Source organism: Marinicauda algicola (genome assembly GCF_017161425.1).
Lineage (GTDB): Bacteria > Pseudomonadota > Alphaproteobacteria > Caulobacterales > Maricaulaceae > Marinicauda > Marinicauda algicola.
Genome location: NZ_CP071057.1, coordinates 1,705,408 through 1,721,861 on the forward strand (window position 1 = coordinate 1,705,408; position 16,454 = coordinate 1,721,861).

The window sequence follows — 16,454 nt, forward strand, 5'->3', positions numbered from 1 at the left end:
GCCGTTCCGGTTCAAGTAAAACCGGCCGCGTGCGCTGCGGCGCGCGGTCTCAGCGCATCCGGTCGAGCACGCGCAGGGTGAACGCCGCGTCGTCGCCCTCGCCGGGTTCGTGGCGCTCGCGATGCACCTCGCGCCACGCGCTCTCGTCGATATCGGGATAGACCGCCGAGCCCTGCGGCGCGAGATCGACCTCGGTGAGATAGAGCCGGTCGGCGCGCTCCAGCGTCAGCGCGTAGAGCTGCGCCCCGCCGATGATGCAGACCTCGTCCACCCCGGCCTGGATCGCCGCGGCGCGCGCGGCCTCCAGCGCATGCCAGGGATCGTCGAACACCTCGGCCCCCTCGGCATCGGCCAGCGTGGTGGACACGACGATATTGGGCCGTCCGGGCAGCGGCTTTCGCGGCAGGCTCTCCCAGGTCCTGCGGCCCATCACGACGGGCTTTCCCATCGTGATCTGCCTGAAGCGCTTCAGGTCCGATCTCAGCTTCCAGGGCAGGTCGCCCTCGCGGCCGATGACGCCGTTGCGGCCGCGCGCGACGACATGGACGAGTTTGACCGCGCGGCTCACCAATGCCCCCTGATCCAGGCCATCACGCCGTCATCGCCGGACAGCGCCTCGACATAGTCGCGCGCCTCTTCGGCCGAGATGATGGTGTAGCGCCCTTCCTCGTTCCAGTTCTTCACGATCGCCCAGCGCCTGGCGAAGCCCTTGTCCGACTTGCGCTTCGACAGGCTGTCTTCGAGCCCCGCAAGCGCCATGAGCTGTTCGAGATCGTGGGTGTAGGCCTTCTCCACCAGGAAGAGGTTCGGCAGCTTCTCCGCCTTGAACTGCCTGACCACGATGGCCTTCAGCGCGCACTCGGCGGCGAAGCCCGCGAGCTGGTAGGCGCTGGTGAAGCGCTCGCGCTCCATGAGGAGCTCGGCATCGGCGAGGTTGAACTCGGCGAGCTTCTCGAATTCGGACTTGGTGGTCATCGACTACACGGCAACGGGGGCGGCGATGCGCGGATGCGGGTCGTAGCCCTCGAGCTGGATGTCCTCGTACTCGAAGGCGAAGAGATCGGTGATCTGCGGGTTGAGACGAAGCCACGGCAGGCGCCGCGGTTCCCGCGAGAGCTGCTCGGCCACCTGGTCCATGTGGTTGGAATAGATATGCGCGTCCCCGAAGGTGTGGACGAACTCGCCCGGCTCGTAGCCCGTCACCTGGGCCACCATGGCCAGCAGCAGGGCATAGCTCGCGATGTTGAACGGCACGCCCAGGAACATGTCCGCGCTGCGCTGGTAGAGCTGCAGGCTGAGCTTGCCGTCCGCGACGTAGAACTGGAACAGGGTGTGGCAGGGCGGCAGGGCCATGGAGGGCACGTCGGCCGGGTTCCAGGCCGAGACGATGAGCCGGCGCGACTGCGGATTGGTTCTGATCTGCTCGACCACCTGAGCGAGCTGGTCGATCTCCTCGCCCTGCGGCGTCACCCAGCGGCGCCATTGCTTGCCGTAGACCGGCCCCAGCTCGCCGTGCTCGTCGGCCCACTCGTCCCAGATCGTCACCCCGCGTTCGTTGAGCCACTTCACGTTCGTGAGCCCCTTCACGAACCAGAGAAGCTCCACGGCCACCGACTTGAAATGCACCTTCTTGGTGGTCAGCAGCGGAAAGCCCTCGGCCAGGTCGGCGCGGATCTGACGGCCGAAGACCGAGCGCGTGCCGGTACCAGTGCGGTCGGCGGTTTCGGTGCCGTTCTTCAGGATATCGCGCAACAGGTCGAGATAGGCCGTCTCGATCGTCGAGCCGGGGGCGGTGAAGGATTCGGCCAGAGCCATCGGTCTCTCCCTTTGCGCGGCGCACAGCGGCAAAGCTTGCCCGATTCGGCCCTGTGAAGGACGCGCCGGCAAGCCCCGCAGCGCCAGAAGCCCGTGGATAACAGGACGCGGCGGCGGGCGCGAGGCGTGCGCGGCGGGCGTGCGCAGCCGGCCGGGCCCCGCCGGAGCCGGCGGGAACCTGTCCCCGGCGGGGATAGCGGGAAATGCGACTCCTACAACGACTACCGCCCGCCCCGAACCCGCATGGCGCCAAGAAGGCGCGGTGAGAGTCGCTGGAGTCCGATGCCGAAAACCGGCGCATGGGCGAGAGCCGCCTCCTCCGTTTTTCGCGGCGCGGGCAGGCGCGGCGGCGGGGTGGGTGGAGGGGTTATTGTAGGCGAGAGGCGGCAGGCGGGGAGTGGAGCGCGGGCGGATTCTTCGGCGGACATCCACGAGGCCCTCACCCCGCGCGCTGCACCAGAAGCTTGTCGATGCGGCGGCCGTCGAGGTCGACGACCTCGATGCGCACGCCCTCGATGGTGACCTCGTCGCCGACGGCCGGGAAATGGCCGAAGGCGGACAGGGCGAGGCCGGCGACGGTCTCGTAATCGCGCGTCCCGGGCAGCTGCAGCGAGAAGGCGTCGGCGAACTCGTCGACCGGCATCCAGCCGGCAACGAGCCAGCTGCCGTCCCTGCGCCGCGTCATCTTCGGCTCGGCCTGGCTGTCCTCGAACTCGCCGGCGATGCCGGAGAGAATGTCCATCGGCGTGATCAGGCCCTCGAAATGGCCGTACTCGTCGAAGACGAGCAGCATGTGGGGCGCCGCTCCGCGCAGACGCTCGATCACGTCGAGCGCCGGCATGCTGTCCTGGACGATCTGCGCGGGCAGGACGAAGTCGCGCAGATCGCCGCGCGCCGGGTCGAAACCGGCCGCGAGCACGTCGCGCACCCGCACCACGCCGGTGATCGCGTCCTCCCCGCCGTCGCGCACCGGCAGGCGCGAGCGCCGGCTCGTGCGCATCTGCTCGAGCAGCTTCCCGGCCGGTTCGGCCAGATCGACGAGGTCGACATCGCTGCGCGGCGTCATGAGCCCGCGCGCATTGCGATCGGCTAGGCGCATGACGCTCGCGATCATCTCGCTTTCCTGCGCCGCCATGGCGCCGAGATCGCGCGCCTCGCGGATCATCAGCCGGATCTCCTCATCGCTCGGTCCGCGCTCCCTGCGCGGCGCCTGGCCGAGAAGGCGCAGGACCAGCCGTCCCGAGCGGTCGAGAATCCAGACCAGCGGGGCCGCCGCGCGCGAGACCGCGTGCATGGGACCGGCGACGCGTGCGGCGACCGCCTCGGGCGAGCGCAGCGCGATCTGCTTGGGAACCAGCTCCCCGACGATGAGGGAGAGATAGGTGATCACCAGGACGACGCCGCCCACGCCGATCGACTGCGCGGCGATCGGCGCCACGCCGAGCCCGGCGAGCGCGCCGGCGAGGCGCACGCCCAGCGTGGCGCCGGAAAACGCGCCCGACAGCACGCCGACCAGGGTGATCCCGATCTGGACGCTCGACAGGAAGCGGCCCGAATCCGAGGCGAGGTCGAGGGCGCGCCGCGCGCCCGCATTGCCGCGCTCGGCCATCAGCTTCAGGCGCGCCGGGCGCGCGGAGACCACGGCGAGCTCGGACATGGCGAACAGGCCGTTGATCACGATGAGGACCAGGACGATGAGGATCTCGATCAGCAAGGCGGGTCTCGTGCGATGAGGGCGCGAACCGCAGCGGGTGCTGCGGCGTGCGAACGGGCTTTGCGCGAGCCAGCCTAGCACTCCGGCGCCATGGCGGGCCATGGCGGTGCGGACCGGTTCTGCGCCGCCCGCGCCGGCGTGCGGCCCGGAGGCGAAGCCGTATCCCCGCCCGCGCCCCCGCCTTGACCGCGCCCCATTCCTCCGCTCCCCTCGCGGGGCTCCGCACGCCCGAGAAGGATAGCCCCATGCGACCCCTTGCCGCCCTCGCCCTCGGCCTCGCTCTGCCCGGCCTCGCGCAGGCGCAGATGGGCCCGCATCTCGATGCGGCCGGCTACGAGGACGCGCGCGGCGGGTTCGGCGCGGCGGCCGAGATCGTGTGGCGCGTGGAGCGCGAGCCGCTCGCGGGCGGGCAGGCGCGGACCGGCGAGCGGGTCATGCTGGCCGGCGAGGACTGGGTGCTCGACGGGACCGGGGACACCGCGACGCTCTACGATTTCGCACAGGCGCGGACCGTGGAGATCGGCGAGGAGCGCTTCGTGAACAGCGCGACCCATGCCGCCGCGCGGCGCAATCTGGATATCTATGTCCAGCTCTCCGACGCCGGGGAGGCGAACCTCATCGAATTCGGCGGGGCGCGCTTCCACCGCTTCTGGCTGGAAGCCGCGATGGGCGTTTCCGCCCACGAGGCGCTGCTGGAGATCACTGAGGACGAGACCGGCCTGACCGTGCGGCGCGAGGGAGAGGTCGTCGCGCGCGCCGGGTTCGGGGAGTGCTACGGCGCGACGCTGGATGCGGCGCACGAAGCGGCGCTGATCGCGGGGCTGCGGCGCATCCTGCCGCTCCACCCCGGGATCGGCGAAGCGCTCGCCGCGCGCGGGCAGGCGCCCTGCGCGCTGAGCTTCCTCATCTACAGCCCGGAAAGTCCGCAGGGCCGGCGCGAAACCTGGACGGTGACCGGGGCGGGCTTCGATGCCGAGCCGGCGATTTTCCCCGAGGGCGCGCAACCTGGCCTGCCCGAGGCGCCCTTCCTGAACGAGATCGCCGGGCCGGCCGCGCTCGCCCTGTTCCAGCCCGAGGCCCCGCCCGCGCCCGGCCCGCTCGACTTCATGGCGTGGATCGAGGCGGCGCGCGAGGACGGCGACCTTGCCGGGGCCATGCTGCTGGCGGTGCGCGAGACCCATCATTTCGGCCCCTGCCCCACCGAGACGGTGGGCAGTGCGCGCCTGGCCTGCACGAGCGCACCGGAACTGGCGCGCGAGGGGATCGGCGATGCGGGGCTGGAACGCGTCGTCGAGGCGCTCGCCGCGCTGCAGGCGGGCAATCATGGCGAGACGGTCGAACAGCTCCTGCCCTTCATCGGGCGCGAGGACCGGGCCGGCGCGGCGGCGCGCACCATCGTGGCCAACGAACTCGTCGCCTGGGGGCCGCAGGGCCTCGCCGCGCACGAGGGGCTCGCCCCGGTGCGCCTGCTGGCCGAGGCGCTCGCGCTCGACCCGTACGCGCCGGACGCCTACTGGCATCTGGGCCGGCGCCATCTCGCGGCGGGCTCGCCGCAGGCAGCCTTCGCCCTGTTCGAGCTTGGCCACGCATTGCCGGGGCGCGAGGCGACAGCGCTCCTGGAGCAGAGCCTTGTGATCGAGGAAGGAATCGAACAGCTTGCGCCGGGCTTCTTCCCGCGCAGCCAATCGTGAACCGCGCCTTAGGACCGGTTAATACGCTTTACCCGGCCTTAACCGCAGCACCCGCTCATAAGCGTTAACACGTAACCAGAGCCGGAATGTCCGGCGGTTAATAGCTGTGGATATTCCACATCTAGTAGCTGCCCGGAGCGTTTACACAATATTTACGGCTTCGTTACGCTGGCGCTGGAGCTGGAGTCGATTCGTCACATGCCACCGAGCGGCAATCCCTGGAGCGTAAAGGGCATCGACCCTCGCGCCCGCGCGCTGGCCAAGTCGGCGGCGCGCCGGGAGGGGCTGACGCTCGGCGAGTGGCTCAACAAGGTGATCCTGGAAGACGATGGCAGCAGCGGTACGGGCTGGGACGACCGGCTGTCGGACTTTCCCGGCTTCGGCAATGGCGGGGGCGGCGACGACGAGGATGGCGCGCTGCAGGAGATCGTCTCGCGCCTGACCGAGCGGCTGGAGGCGGCCGAGCGGCGCGCCTCGCTGGCCCTGTCGGGCGTCGACCAGTCGGTACTGGGCCTGTCGCGCCGGCTCGAGGCGCTGGAGGAAGAGCGCGAGGAGGACAGCGAGAGCGTAGAATCCGCGCTCGCCCGCAGCCGCGCGGCGCAGGACGAGCTGCTCGAGCGCATCCGCAAGCTGGAGCGCACCGGTCCCGGCCAGAACGGGGAAGCCATCAAGGCGGTGGAGACCGCGCTCGGCAAGTTCGCGAACCGGCTCTACGAGACCGAGCGCGAGGTGCGCGGCGAACTCGACAGCCTCGCCCTGAAGGAGGAGCGCCGCCGGGAGACGGGCGAGAAGGCGGTCAAATCGCTGCAGCAGCGCCTGGAAGACACCGAGCGCAAGCTGGCCGGCGAGGACGCGGCGCTGAGGGAGCTGGTCGAGGAGCGCCACACGCGCACGGCCGGCGAGGTGGAGGCGCTGCAGACAAGCACCCGCACACTGCAGCAGCGCCTGACCGCCGCGGAGGGCGCGACCCATCGCGCCGCCGAGCTGCTCTCGCGCTCGCACGAGAAGCTGGAGGCGCGCCTGAAGGACATCGAGGCGCGCACCGGCGACTGCCTGAGCCAGAGCGAGTTCCAGCGCCGCTTCGACCATCTCGCCGGCGAGCTCGCCGAGGTGATCCGCAGCACGCGCTCCGATTTCGCCCGCCAGATCGAGCAAGCCGCGAAGCAGGGCGATGCGGGCGAGCTTCGCCGGGCGCTGGAGCAGGCCGAAGCGCGCATCGCCAGTGCGGAGCAGCGCCAGAGCGATCAGCTCTCGCGCATAGGGGAACAGATCGGCAAGCTCGCCCGCGCCATGGAGCGCCGCCTCGACGAGAGCGACCGGCGCCTGGAAAGCCGGCTGATGGACGCCGAGCGCGGCCGGCGCCAGAGCGCCGACCAGGCCGCGATCGAGGCCCGCCTCGCCCAGGTGCGCGAGGAGAATTCGGCCGCCGTCAAGCGCATGGGCGAGGAAGTCGCCAAGCTCGGGACGAGCCTCGCCGATCGCGTCCAGCAGGCCGAGCGCCGCTCCGCCGAGGCGATGCAGGCGGCCGGCGAACGCATGGCCCAGGTGGTGGAGAAGCTGCAGGCCAAGACCCCGTCGCCGGAGCAGGACCTGCAGGCGCGCATCTCCGCCTCGGAGGAGCGCACCGCCAAGCGCATCGAGGAGGCGATGGGCAAGCTGCACGCGCGCCTCGACGCGGCGCGCAGCGAGCAGGCCGATGCGCTCACTCCGGTGCAGCGGGCCATGTCCGCGCTCGCCGACCGGCTCGAAGCCATCGAGAAGCGCGGAGGCGGCGAGGCTCCGGCCGACACCGGAGCGGCGCCCGAGGCCAAGTCCGCCGACCCGTTCGAGCCGTTGCCGAGCCCCCCGGGCGTGGATGCCCGCCCGGCCTCGCAGGACGCCTTCGAGACGCTCGTCGAGCCGGACGGCTTCGTGGTCGAGGCCGAACCGCGCGCGCCCGAGGCGCGCCGGCGCGCCGCGCCGCGCCCCGAGCCGGAATCCGAAGCACCAAGGGCGAAGCGGGCCGCCGCGCTCGGAGCCACGGCGGATGCCGACTTCCTCAACGCCGCACGCAGCTCGGCCAAGACCGGACGCGGCTCGCGCAGCGACTATGTCCGCTACGAGCCCCGGGATGAGGCCGGTCCGGGGCGCGGACGCTGGATCCTGATCGGCGCGAGCGTGCTCTCCTTCATCATCATCGGCGCGGCCGCGGGCCTGCTCATCCTCGACACGCTGTCGGGCGGGGCGGCGGGCCAGCGCGAAGCCGGCGTCCGGGAGGAGACGCTGAACTCCCTCTTCGCCGAGCCGCAGATGCCGCCGGCGGCGAACGAGGCGGACCTCGCCGCACCCGCCGCGAGCGCGCCCGCCGAGCAGAGCGCGGCAGACACTCCGGTCGAGGCCGCCGCAGAGCCGGTTGCCGCCGAGCCCGGAGCAAGTACCGCCGCGGCGTCCCCCGCAAGGGTGCAGCCGGTCGCTGCGGCCGCGCCCCTCACGCTGGAGGAGGCGGCCGCGAACGGCGATCCGGTCGCGCGCTACCAGCTCGCCCTGCAGCGCCTCGAGGACGGCGCGATGGAGGACGGCGCCGCCCTGATGCGCCGCGCGGCCGAGCAGGGCATCCCGGCCGCGCAGTTCCGTTACGCCCAGATGCTCCAGCGCGGCGAAGGCGTGCCGGCCAGCGCCGACACCGCCCGGCTGTGGATGGCGCGCGCGGCGCAGAACGGCAATGTGCGCGCGATGCACTCGGCCGGCGCCATGTACATCAACGCCGAAGCGACGCCGGAAAACCAGGAGGAGGCCGCGCGCTGGTTCGAGCAGGCCGCCCTGCACGGCGTGCGCGACAGCCAGTTCAACCTCGCCCTCTTGTTCCAGTCCGGCTACGGCGTGCCGCAGAGCCCGGCCGATGCCTATGCCTGGTTCCTGATCGCCGCGAACGGTGGCGACGAGGCCGCCGCCGGACGCGCGCAGGAGCTGCGCCGCGAGCTGAGCGTGGAACAGCGCAGCGCCGCGGAGGCCGTGGCGGCGAACTTCACCCCCCGTCCCGTCGACCCCGAAGCCCAGGGGCGCTACGCCGAATGGGGCGCGCAAGATGACGCCGGGCCCGCCCTCGTGCTACGCGCTCAGGAATTGCTCGCCGGGCTCGGTTACGATGCCGGCCCGGCCGACGGCGATTTCGGACCGCAGACACGGGAGGCGATCGTGGCCTATCAGACCGACCAGGGACTGGAACCGACCGGCGCGGTCGACACGACGCTGATCGCCCGCCTCGAACAGACAGCCCCCCGGTAGGGCGGCGGTGCGATGCAGATCTACCTGCCGATCGCGGAAATCTCGGTCAACCTCTTCCTCCTGCTCGGCCTCGGCGTCGGCGTCGGCTTCCTTTCGGGCATGTTCGGGGTCGGCGGCGGCTTCCTGATGACCCCGACGCTGATCTTCATCGGCATCCCGCCGGCGGTCGCGGTGTCCACCGAGGCCAACCAGATCGTGGCGAGCTCGGCCTCCGGCGCGCTCGCCCATTTCCGGCGCAAGTCGCTGGACGTGAAGATGGGGCTCGTACTCCTAGTGGGCGGCGTCGCGGGATCGACCTCGGGCGTGTTCCTGTTCTCGCTGCTGCAGCGCCAGGGCCAGATCGATCTCGTCATCTCGCTCTGCTATGTCGGGTTTCTCGGTGCCATCGGCGCGCTGATGTTCGTGGAGAGCATCGCGGCGATCCGCCGGCGCGGGATCGCGGCGCGTTCCGGCGCGCCCCTGCCGAGCAAGAGGCGCAAGCGGAGCTGGATCGACGCCCTGCCTTTGAAGACCCGCTTCCCGGTCTCCGGGCTCTACATGAGCATCATTCCCCCGGTCGCGATCGGCTTCCTGGTCGGCACGCTCGCCGCGATCATGGGCGTGGGCGGGGGCTTCATCATGGTGCCGGCCATGATCTACCTGCTGCGCATGCCGACCAATGTCGTGGTCGGGACCTCGCTGTTCCAGATCCTCTTCGTCACCGCGCTGACGACCTTCCTGCAGGCCGCGCAGAACCAGACCGTGGACATCGTGCTCGCCTTCCTGCTGATCGTCGGCGGAGTGATCGGCGCCCAGCTGGGCGCACGGGCGGGCACGCGGGTCAGGGCCGAGGAGCTGCGCGCCGCGCTCGCCCTGATGGTGCTCGGGGTGTGCGCCAAGCTCGGCTTCGACCTCGTCGCTCGCCCGGCCGACCTCTACGAGATCATCGAGGCGGGAGGAGAGGGGCACTGATGCGCGCGGCTCTCGCCCTCCTCGCCATCGCGCTCGCCGCCGCGCCGTCCTGGGCGGTGCCGCCGGAGGGCACCCCGCCCGAGGCCGACATCGTCGCGGCGCTGACCGAGGAGACGGTGCAGATCCGCTCCAACTTCGCCGGGGCGGAGCTGATCCTCTACGGCGCGGTGCGCGGCTTCACCGAGGGCGACGACATCGCGGTGGTGGTGCGCGGCCCGGAGCGCGACCTGCGCGTCATGCAGAAGGTCAGGACGCTCGGCATCTGGATCAACCGCGCGCCGATCCGCTTCGAGGCCGTGCCGGGCTATTACGCCGTCGCCTCCACCGATCCCTTGAGCGAGTTCGCCACCTTCTCCGCGCTGCGGCGCAACGCGATCGGCACCGAGCACGTGCGCCTGTCCGCGCCGGAGACCGAGCGGCTGGAGACCCGCTTCGGAGTCGCCGACGTGCGCGTCTATGCGCTGGGCGCCGAGATCGTCGACTATCGCGAGGCGATCGTGCGCCTGAAGGCGCAGGACGGACTCTACTACCAGGCTCCCGACGGGGTGGAGGTGCTCGAGGGCGGGCTGTTCCGTGCGCAGGTGCGCCTCCCGCCGCGCACGCCGGTGGGCACCTACCAGGCCGATGTCTACCTGTTCCGCGGCGGAGAGCCGATCGCGACGCGGCGCACCGTGCTGCGCGTGGAGAAGGCCGGACTGGAGCGCGCCGTGTTCGAGATGGCCCACGAAAGCCCCCTTGCCTACGGCCTCGTGGCGGTGATCATGGCCGTGGTCGCCGGCTGGAGCGCGGCCGAGATCTTCCGCCGACGCTAGGAGAACTCGACATGGAGAAGCTGAAGGACGCCCCGGCCATCGCGATCGTGCTCGGCTTTGGCGGGCTGATCCCGTTCGTGGCCGGCGCGGTGGGCCTCGCCATCGGCGGGCCGGCCGCGCTGCAAGCGGCCAACGCCCTGCCCGTCTACGCCGCGGTGATCCTGTCCTTCCTCGCCGGCGGGCGCTGGGCGGCCGAACTCGTGCTGAAGGGCGACGAGCCGCGCGCGAGCGTGCTCACGCTCTCCGTGCTGATCGCGCTCTCGGGGTGGATCGCGGTGCTGATGCAGGTCTGGAACCGGCCGGGCCTGCCGCTCAATGCCGAGCTGGCCGGCTGGCTGATCCTGGCCGGCGGCTTCCTCGTCCAGTATCTCTGGGACCGCTCGGCCATTCGCGGGGCGAGCTTTCCCGACTGGTACGCCCCGCTGCGCCTCCTGCTGACCCTCGGCGCCGTTCTCAGCCTTCTCGCCGCGGCGTGGGTGCGGACCGGGTTCGGGCTCTAATCGCCCAGACACCTCTTGCCCGCCACGCGGTACACCTTCGTGCGCCCGATCACCCAGGCGTCGGGGCGGGTCTCGAAGCAGGGCGCGAAGGCGGCGTCGCGGATGTTGAGCCCGCCGGTATAGGCCCCGAAGGCGGGCAGTATCAGGCGGGACCCGTCGCTGACGAAGCAGCGCGCGCGCACGCTGCGGCCGCGGCCATTGACCCTGGCGCAGGGATGGAGATGCCCGGCGACCTCGCCCGGCTGGCGTCCGGCCTGCGGCTCGTGGCGCAGCACGAGCGGGCCGAGCGTCAACTCGGCAAGAATGCGCCCGCCATAGCGCGGCGGCGGGGCGGGATCGTGATTGCCCTCGATCCAGACCCAGTCCTCCACGCCCGCGACGAGCGTGGCGAGCGTGCGCGAGTCCTCGCCATGGATGCGGAAATCGGCCTGGCAATCGTGGAAGCTGTCGCCCAGCGCCACGACGCGGGCCGGACGGTGGCGCGCGATCGCGGCCTCCAGGCGAGCGAGCGTGGTGCGCGTGTCGTAGGGCGGCAGGAACAGGCCCTTCCGGGCGAAGGCCGAGCCCTTCTCGAAATGCAAGTCAGCGACCAGCAGCGTCGACTGCGCCGGGTAGAAGGCCGCGCCGGACAGGTCGGCGACGAGCTGCGCGCCGTTGACGACGAGGGTTTCGTGGAGGGTGCGGTCCGGCGCGTTCATGTTCAGAACAAAACGGGATTCCGGCGCGTTTCACAAGCCGCCCGCTCACCGTTTCGCTGCGGCCCGCGCGCGCAGGCGTGATTGGACCGTGAGCGGGCAGCCCCCTACATCAGGAGACCAGCCGCCCGAAAAGGGGATGTCCGATGTTCGACCGCCGCCTCTTCCTGCTCTCCGCCACGGCGCTCGCCGCCTGCGGGCGCGGATCGCCGAGCCAGGCGCAGTCGGGCGCCTCCGCGGAGGCCGCGAACGACACGCCCCGCATCGTGGCGATGGGCGAAGCCGAGATCGACTACGCCGCCCTGACCGAGGCGGACTGGCGGGCGCGGCTCACCGAGGCCGAGTTCCGCGTCCTCAGGCAGGAAGGCACCGAGCGGCCCGGCTCCTCGCCCCTGCTGGAGGAGAGCCGGACGGGCACCTATGTCTGCGCCGGCTGCGCGCTTCCGCTGTTCCGCTCGGAGACCAAGTTCGAGTCCGGCACCGGCTGGCCGAGCTTCTACGATCACATCGAGGGCGCGATCGACACCAAGGCCGATTACCGACTCTGGACCCCGCGCACCGAGTATCACTGCGTGCGCTGCAAGGGCCATCAGGGCCATGTCTTCGAGGACGGCCCGCCGCCCACCGGCGAGCGCTGGTGCAATAACGGCATTGCGCTGGAATTCGTCCCCGACGAGGCGTGACGCCGCGCGCGCGGCGTGAGATGAGAGGCCCATGGCGCTCTCCCCTCCCGGCTTCATCGCGAACAATACCCGCATCCAGTCCGCGCCGCTGACGCCGGAATTGCGCTTTCACCTGGCCGACGAGACGCTTCCCATCTGGGAGAAGACCGAGGAGGCGCTGGGCGAGATCGGCCTGCCGCCGCCCTTCTGGGCCTTCGCCTGGGCCGGCGGGCAGGCGCTGGCGCGTTACCTGATGGACAATCCCGGCATCGTCGCGGGCAAGAGCGTGCTCGACTTCGCCTGCGGCTGCGCCGTCGCCGGGATCGGCGCGGCCAGGGCCGGCGCGGCGCGGGTGGAGGCCAGCGAGATCGACCCGTTCGCGGTGGAGGCCGCGCGCGTGAACGCGGCACTCAATGACGTCGAGATCCACGCCGAGGAGACCGATCTGGTCGGGATCGACCGGGGCTGGGACGTGGTGCTTGCCGGCGACGTCTTCTACGAGGGGCCCGGCGCGGCGCGGATCGGCGCGTGGCTCGAAGCACTCGCCGCGCGCGGCGCGGCGGTCCTGATCGGCGATCCGGGCCGGACCTTCCTGCCGAAGGACAGGCTCGAACCGCTCGCGCGCTACGACACGCCGGTCACGCGCGACCTGGAAGACCGCGACGTGCGGCTGGCGCGGGTCTGGCGGTTCGCGACGTAGCCGTGCGATCGTTGCGAACCGGCCGCGGTGAGCCGGCCTCGTCCCTTCTCTCGCGACGGAGGAAGCTTCACCGTGCCGCGTCGCCGGCTTCGGCCTCGTCCTCACCGGCGCGAAAATCGACCGGAAGCTCGGCGGCCATCCAGACGAACATCGCCCAGGCGGCGACGTTCTGGGCGAGCTCGCCGGGATCGATCTTGTCGAGCGTGTCGTCGGGCGTGTGGTGGAAGTTGAAGTAGTCCTCGCCGTTCTGCTCCAGCGCAGCCATGGGCACGCCCATGTACTGCAGCGGGATCATGTCGGGTCCGCCCCCGGATTCGTTGTCGCCGCGGATGATGCCGAGAAAGGCCATCTCGCGCGCCATGGCGTCCATGACGGGAAGCGCCTCCGGTCCGACATTGGAGGAGAACTTCCAGACCTCGCGCGCGCCGAAATCGGATTCCGAGCCGATGACGTGGTCCTCGATCGTGCCGTCCGCGAGGCGGGCATTGGCATAGGCGCGCGCGCCGACGAGGCCGACTTCCTCGGCGCCGAACAGCACGACGCGGATGGTGCGGCGCGGGTTCTCGGGCAGCTGGTCGATGAGATGGGCCGCGGCCATGGTGATGGCCACGCCCGCCCCGTCGTCGAGCGCGCCGGTGCCAAGATCCCAGCTGTCGAGATGGCCGCCGATGACGACGATCTCCTCGGGGGTCTCGCGCCCCGGGATCTCCCCGATCACGTTGCCGGAGACGACCTCGCCGCGCCAGCCGGCATGGGTGCGAAGGCGCAGGGTGATCGTCTCGCCGCTGTGGTGGATGCGCTCGATCTGGTCGGCATCGGGTGCGGAAACCGCCAGCGCCGGGATTTCCGGCATGCGTTCCTCGGGAAAGCTCATCATGCCGGTATGGGCGAAGCGGTGGCTGGAGGTGCCGACCGAGCGGATCAGAACGCCGGCCGCGCCGCGGTTCTCCGCCTCGAGCCAGGCCTGGCGGCGCTTGCGGTTGGCCCAGCCATAGCCCTCCCCGGTGCGCGAGGCGACCATGCGGTCGTTGACGAAGACGAGCTTGCCCCGGAGCGCGTCCTCGGCCCCGTCGAAGGCGAGCAGGTCGTCGAAGCTGTCGAAGAAGACGAGTTCGGCCTCGAGCCCGCCTTCGGGCGTCGGCGCGGCGCCGCCGAGCGAAGTCGCGTAGAGCGGCTGGGGATAGGGCGAGACGATCGCGACTTCCTCGTAGATCGAGCGCCCGCGAGTCCACAGGTCGAGCGGGAATTCCTCCACGCGCACGTTCTCGAAGCCGAGTTCCTCCATCTTCGCCACCGCCCAGTCCCTCGCGCGCGCCTCCTGCGGCGTGCCGGCGAGGCGCGGGCCGACCTCGGTGGTCAGGGATTCCACGATGTCCCAGGCGAGATCGCTGTCGAGCGCGGTGTCGGCCAGCGCGCGGGCGGTCCCGGCCACGTCCGCGGGCATCTCGTAGCGGTCGGTCTGGGCGAGCGCGGCCGCGCCGATGAAGGCGCCGGCGCCGGCGGCGATAATGGTGCGCAGCATGGGTCTGGTCTCCCCGGATCAATCTGTTGCGCACACTAGGACGGGGCGCCGCGGCCTCCAAGCCGGCGCGCTGCACAAGACCGGGGCGACACGGGCTCGCCAGGCGCGTTATAAGCATCGCCATGACCGAGACCCGTACCGACGACGAACCCCGCTTCGAGGACCTGCCCGACGCGCGCGACGCGGACCGCATCCCCGCCGCCGGAGACCGCGCGCCCGGTCACGGCGCCTTCGCGCCGGGCCTGGCGGGCCGGGTGGGCCTCGCCATCGGGCGGCGCCTGCCGGCGAACCGCACGGGGCTGAAGCTCGCCGGGATCGCGCGGCCGCTGGCTTTGGCCGGGCTCACCGGCGGGGTGGCCGATGTCGAGGCGCTGGGCCTGAAGCTGCGCCTGCACCCGAAGGACAACCTGTCGGAAAAGCGGCTCTTCATGACGCCGCAATGCTTCGACCCCGAGGAACTCGCCGCGCTCGGCGAGGTGATGGGGCCGGGCAAGGTCTTCATCGATATCGGCGCCAATGCCGGGGCCTATGCGCTGTTCGCGGCGAAGGCGGGCGGGCCGCGCTCGCGCGTCATCGCGGTCGAGCCCCAGCGCGAGATGCGCGCGCGCATGCGCTTCAATGCCGAGGCGAACGCCCTGTCGAACCTCGAGATTTCCGGGGTGGCGCTGTCGGACTACGAAGGCGAGAGCGTGATGCGCCTCGTCGGGGAGAACAAGGGCCGCGCGGCGCTGGAGACCGGCGCGGGCGGGGCCGGCGAGGCGGTGCGCGTGACGACGCTGAAGACCCTGCTGGACGAGCACGGCGTCGAGGCGCTGGACGCGATGAAGATCGATGTCGAAGGCGGCGAGGCGCGCATCCTCTCGGCCTATTTCCGCGACGTGGCGCACGCGGCCTGGCCGGGCCTCATCGTGATGGAGCGCCCGGCGGTGAATGCGCTTTCCACCGCCGAGGACGCCGTCGCGCTCGCCTGCGCGAAGGGCTACCGGGTCGCCAGGGAAACCCGGATGAACGCGATCCTGCGGCTTTGAGCGGATCTGCCATATCCTATAGTGCTCGCATCGCCATGAAGGAGGAGGAACGCCCGTGGCCCAGCCCGCACTCGAGCGCATCATCGACGGACGCAAGAAGGATCTCGGCGGGTTCGAGGTCGCCCGCGTGCTGCCGCACGCCAAGAGACGCCTCGTCGGCCCGTTCATCTTCTTCGACGAGATGGGCCCGGCGCGCTTCGCGCCCGGCAAGGGCATCGACGTGCGCCCCCATCCCCATATCGGGCTGGCCACCGTCACCTATCTGTTCGAGGGCGAGATGGACCATGCCGACAGTCTCGGCGTGTTCCAGACGATCTATCCCGGCGACGTGAACCTGATGACGGCGGGCCGGGGCATCGTCCATTCCGAACGCACCGGCATCACGGCGCGCCAGGCCGGCCATGCCCTGCACGGCATACAGACCTGGCTCGCCCTGCCCGAGGAGGCGGAGGAGACAGATCCGGCCTTCGTCCATCACGGCAGGGACGACCTTCCCAATTTCAAGATGGACGCGGTGTCGATGCGCCTGATCCTCGGCACGGCCTACGGCCATCGAAGCCCGGTCGAGGTGCACTCGCCCACCGTCTACATCCACGCCGAGGCCGAGGCCGGAGCGCGGTTCGACCTGCCCGAGGGCCACGAGGAACTCGCGGTGTACGTGGTGAACGGGGAGATCGAACTCTCCGGCGAAAGCGTGAAGGCCGGACAGATGGGCGTGCTGGCCGAGGCCGGCCCGGCCCCGGTGGCGGCCCGCACGGCAAGCCGGATCATGGTCCTGGGCGGCGCCGCGCTCGGCCCGCGCTTCATCGAGTGGAACTTCGTCGCCACCCGCCAGGACCGGATCGAGCAGGCCAAGGCCGACTGGCGGGAGTCCATCGCCAATGGCTTTACGAACACACGCTTTTCCCAGGCGCGCGGCGAGCACGAATACATCCCGCTTCCCGGCGATTCCCAGGCCGGAGAGCCGCCCAGGCCCAGCAAGGATTGCCCCACGACCTGACTGAGGCGCGCGCGCAATGTTGCGCCGCAAAATGCAAAAATTGTTTGTCCCGCGTGAGACAAGGGGTGATTCAGAGCGCGGCGAAGGGTAAGAACATTGC

At 71.0% G+C, this 16,454-nt stretch carries 15 protein-coding genes; 9 read left to right on the forward strand and 6 right to left on the reverse strand.

The window, feature by feature from the left end; all coding sequences use genetic code 11:
* Nucleotides 1–49: 49 nt before the first annotated feature.
* The 4 genes from JW792_RS08610 to JW792_RS08625 form a co-directional block, all read right to left on the reverse strand.
* Nucleotides 50–571: a dihydrofolate reductase gene (locus tag JW792_RS08610; protein ID WP_420871258.1), complete on the reverse strand. Its 522-nt coding sequence runs from the start codon at nucleotides 569–571 to the stop codon at nucleotides 50–52.
* Nucleotides 565–975, reverse strand: coding sequence for a HEPN domain-containing protein (locus JW792_RS08615; protein WP_135996109.1), 411 nt, complete (start codon nucleotides 973–975; stop codon nucleotides 565–567). Before JW792_RS08615 ends, JW792_RS08610 begins: the two co-directional genes overlap by 7 nt.
* A 3-nt stretch (nucleotides 976–978) precedes the next feature.
* Nucleotides 979–1,815, reverse strand: coding sequence for a thymidylate synthase (locus tag JW792_RS08620; protein WP_135996108.1), 837 nt, complete (start codon nucleotides 1,813–1,815; stop codon nucleotides 979–981).
* Between the two features lie 439 nt (nucleotides 1,816–2,254).
* Nucleotides 2,255–3,529: a hemolysin family protein gene (locus tag JW792_RS08625; protein ID WP_135996107.1), complete on the reverse strand. Its 1,275-nt coding sequence runs from the start codon at nucleotides 3,527–3,529 to the stop codon at nucleotides 2,255–2,257.
* Between the two features lie 245 nt (nucleotides 3,530–3,774).
* Between JW792_RS08625 and JW792_RS08630 the strand changes: the two genes are divergently transcribed.
* From JW792_RS08630 to JW792_RS08650, 5 genes are all read left to right on the forward strand, one after another.
* Entirely contained in the window at nucleotides 3,775–5,220 is a 1,446-nt protein-coding gene (locus JW792_RS08630) for a hypothetical protein (RefSeq protein WP_135996106.1), read from the forward strand.
* Between the two features lie 198 nt (nucleotides 5,221–5,418).
* Nucleotides 5,419–8,484 (forward strand): SEL1-like repeat protein, encoded by a 3,066-nt coding sequence (locus tag JW792_RS08635; RefSeq protein ID WP_135996105.1) that lies wholly within the window; start codon nucleotides 5,419–5,421, stop codon nucleotides 8,482–8,484.
* Between the two features lie 12 nt (nucleotides 8,485–8,496).
* Complete coding sequence (locus JW792_RS08640) at nucleotides 8,497–9,435, forward strand: sulfite exporter TauE/SafE family protein (protein ID WP_135996104.1); 939 nt, start codon at nucleotides 8,497–8,499, stop codon at nucleotides 9,433–9,435.
* Nucleotides 9,435–10,247 carry a TIGR02186 family protein gene (locus tag JW792_RS08645; RefSeq protein ID WP_135996103.1) on the forward strand — a complete coding sequence of 271 codons (813 nt, stop codon included), beginning with the start codon at nucleotides 9,435–9,437 and terminating at the stop codon, nucleotides 10,245–10,247. The genes JW792_RS08640 and JW792_RS08645 overlap by 1 nt, the downstream gene beginning before the upstream one ends.
* Before the next feature lie 11 nt (nucleotides 10,248–10,258).
* The gene (locus tag JW792_RS08650) at nucleotides 10,259–10,747 is read left to right on the forward strand and encodes a DUF3429 domain-containing protein (RefSeq protein WP_135996102.1); all 489 of its coding nucleotides are present in this window, start codon (nucleotides 10,259–10,261) and stop codon (nucleotides 10,745–10,747) included.
* Here the strand turns inward: JW792_RS08650 and pdeM are convergent.
* Nucleotides 10,744–11,445 (reverse strand): ligase-associated DNA damage response endonuclease PdeM, encoded by a 702-nt coding sequence (gene pdeM / locus JW792_RS08655; RefSeq protein WP_135996101.1) that lies wholly within the window; start codon nucleotides 11,443–11,445, stop codon nucleotides 10,744–10,746. The genes JW792_RS08650 and pdeM overlap by 4 nt on opposite strands.
* 143 nt (nucleotides 11,446–11,588) lie before the next feature.
* Between pdeM and msrB the strand changes: the two genes are divergently transcribed.
* Together msrB and JW792_RS08665 are read left to right on the forward strand one after the other, a co-directional pair.
* A complete protein-coding gene (msrB, locus tag JW792_RS08660) occupies nucleotides 11,589–12,125 on the forward strand; it encodes a peptide-methionine (R)-S-oxide reductase MsrB (RefSeq protein ID WP_135996100.1) in 537 nt (178 codons plus the stop codon).
* A 31-nt stretch (nucleotides 12,126–12,156) separates the two neighbouring features.
* Nucleotides 12,157–12,804 carry a class I SAM-dependent methyltransferase gene (locus JW792_RS08665; RefSeq protein ID WP_135996099.1) on the forward strand — a complete coding sequence of 216 codons (648 nt, stop codon included), beginning with the start codon at nucleotides 12,157–12,159 and terminating at the stop codon, nucleotides 12,802–12,804.
* 67 nt (nucleotides 12,805–12,871) lie between these two features.
* Here the strand turns inward: JW792_RS08665 and JW792_RS08670 are convergent, their stop codons facing one another.
* A complete protein-coding gene (locus tag JW792_RS08670) occupies nucleotides 12,872–14,326 on the reverse strand; it encodes a M20/M25/M40 family metallo-hydrolase (protein ID WP_135996098.1) in 1,455 nt (484 codons plus the stop codon).
* A gap of 122 nt (nucleotides 14,327–14,448) precedes the next feature.
* Here JW792_RS08670 and JW792_RS08675 point away from each other — a divergent pair, with 122 nt between their 5' ends.
* Both JW792_RS08675 and JW792_RS08680 read left to right on the forward strand, forming a co-directional pair.
* On the forward strand, nucleotides 14,449–15,354 hold the full coding sequence (locus JW792_RS08675) for an FkbM family methyltransferase (protein ID WP_135996097.1): 906 nt from the start codon (nucleotides 14,449–14,451) through the stop codon (nucleotides 15,352–15,354).
* Between the two features lie 55 nt (nucleotides 15,355–15,409).
* A complete protein-coding gene (locus tag JW792_RS08680; protein ID WP_135996096.1) occupies nucleotides 15,410–16,354 on the forward strand; it encodes a pirin family protein in 945 nt (314 codons plus the stop codon).
* Nucleotides 16,355–16,454: the final 100 nt, after the last annotated feature.

Coding starts and splice junctions, on each gene's coding strand:
- pdeM (WP_135996101.1), bottom strand. CDS start 11,445: ATGAACGCGCCGGACCGCACCCTCCACGAAACCCTCGTCGTCAACGGC.
- JW792_RS08675 (WP_135996097.1), top strand. CDS start 14,449: ATGACCGAGACCCGTACCGACGACGAACCCCGCTTCGAGGACCTGCCC.
- JW792_RS08640 (WP_135996104.1), top strand. CDS start 8,497: ATGCAGATCTACCTGCCGATCGCGGAAATCTCGGTCAACCTCTTCCTC.
- JW792_RS08670 (WP_135996098.1), bottom strand. CDS start 14,326: ATGCTGCGCACCATTATCGCCGCCGGCGCCGGCGCCTTCATCGGCGCG.
- JW792_RS08630 (WP_135996106.1), top strand. CDS start 3,775: ATGCGACCCCTTGCCGCCCTCGCCCTCGGCCTCGCTCTGCCCGGCCTC.
- JW792_RS08635 (WP_135996105.1), top strand. CDS start 5,419: ATGCCACCGAGCGGCAATCCCTGGAGCGTAAAGGGCATCGACCCTCGC.
- JW792_RS08650 (WP_135996102.1), top strand. CDS start 10,259: ATGGAGAAGCTGAAGGACGCCCCGGCCATCGCGATCGTGCTCGGCTTT.
- JW792_RS08620 (WP_135996108.1), bottom strand. CDS start 1,815: ATGGCTCTGGCCGAATCCTTCACCGCCCCCGGCTCGACGATCGAGACG.
- JW792_RS08615 (WP_135996109.1), bottom strand. CDS start 975: ATGACCACCAAGTCCGAATTCGAGAAGCTCGCCGAGTTCAACCTCGCC.
- msrB (WP_135996100.1), top strand. CDS start 11,589: ATGTTCGACCGCCGCCTCTTCCTGCTCTCCGCCACGGCGCTCGCCGCC.
- JW792_RS08665 (WP_135996099.1), top strand. CDS start 12,157: ATGGCGCTCTCCCCTCCCGGCTTCATCGCGAACAATACCCGCATCCAG.
- JW792_RS08645 (WP_135996103.1), top strand. CDS start 9,435: ATGCGCGCGGCTCTCGCCCTCCTCGCCATCGCGCTCGCCGCCGCGCCG.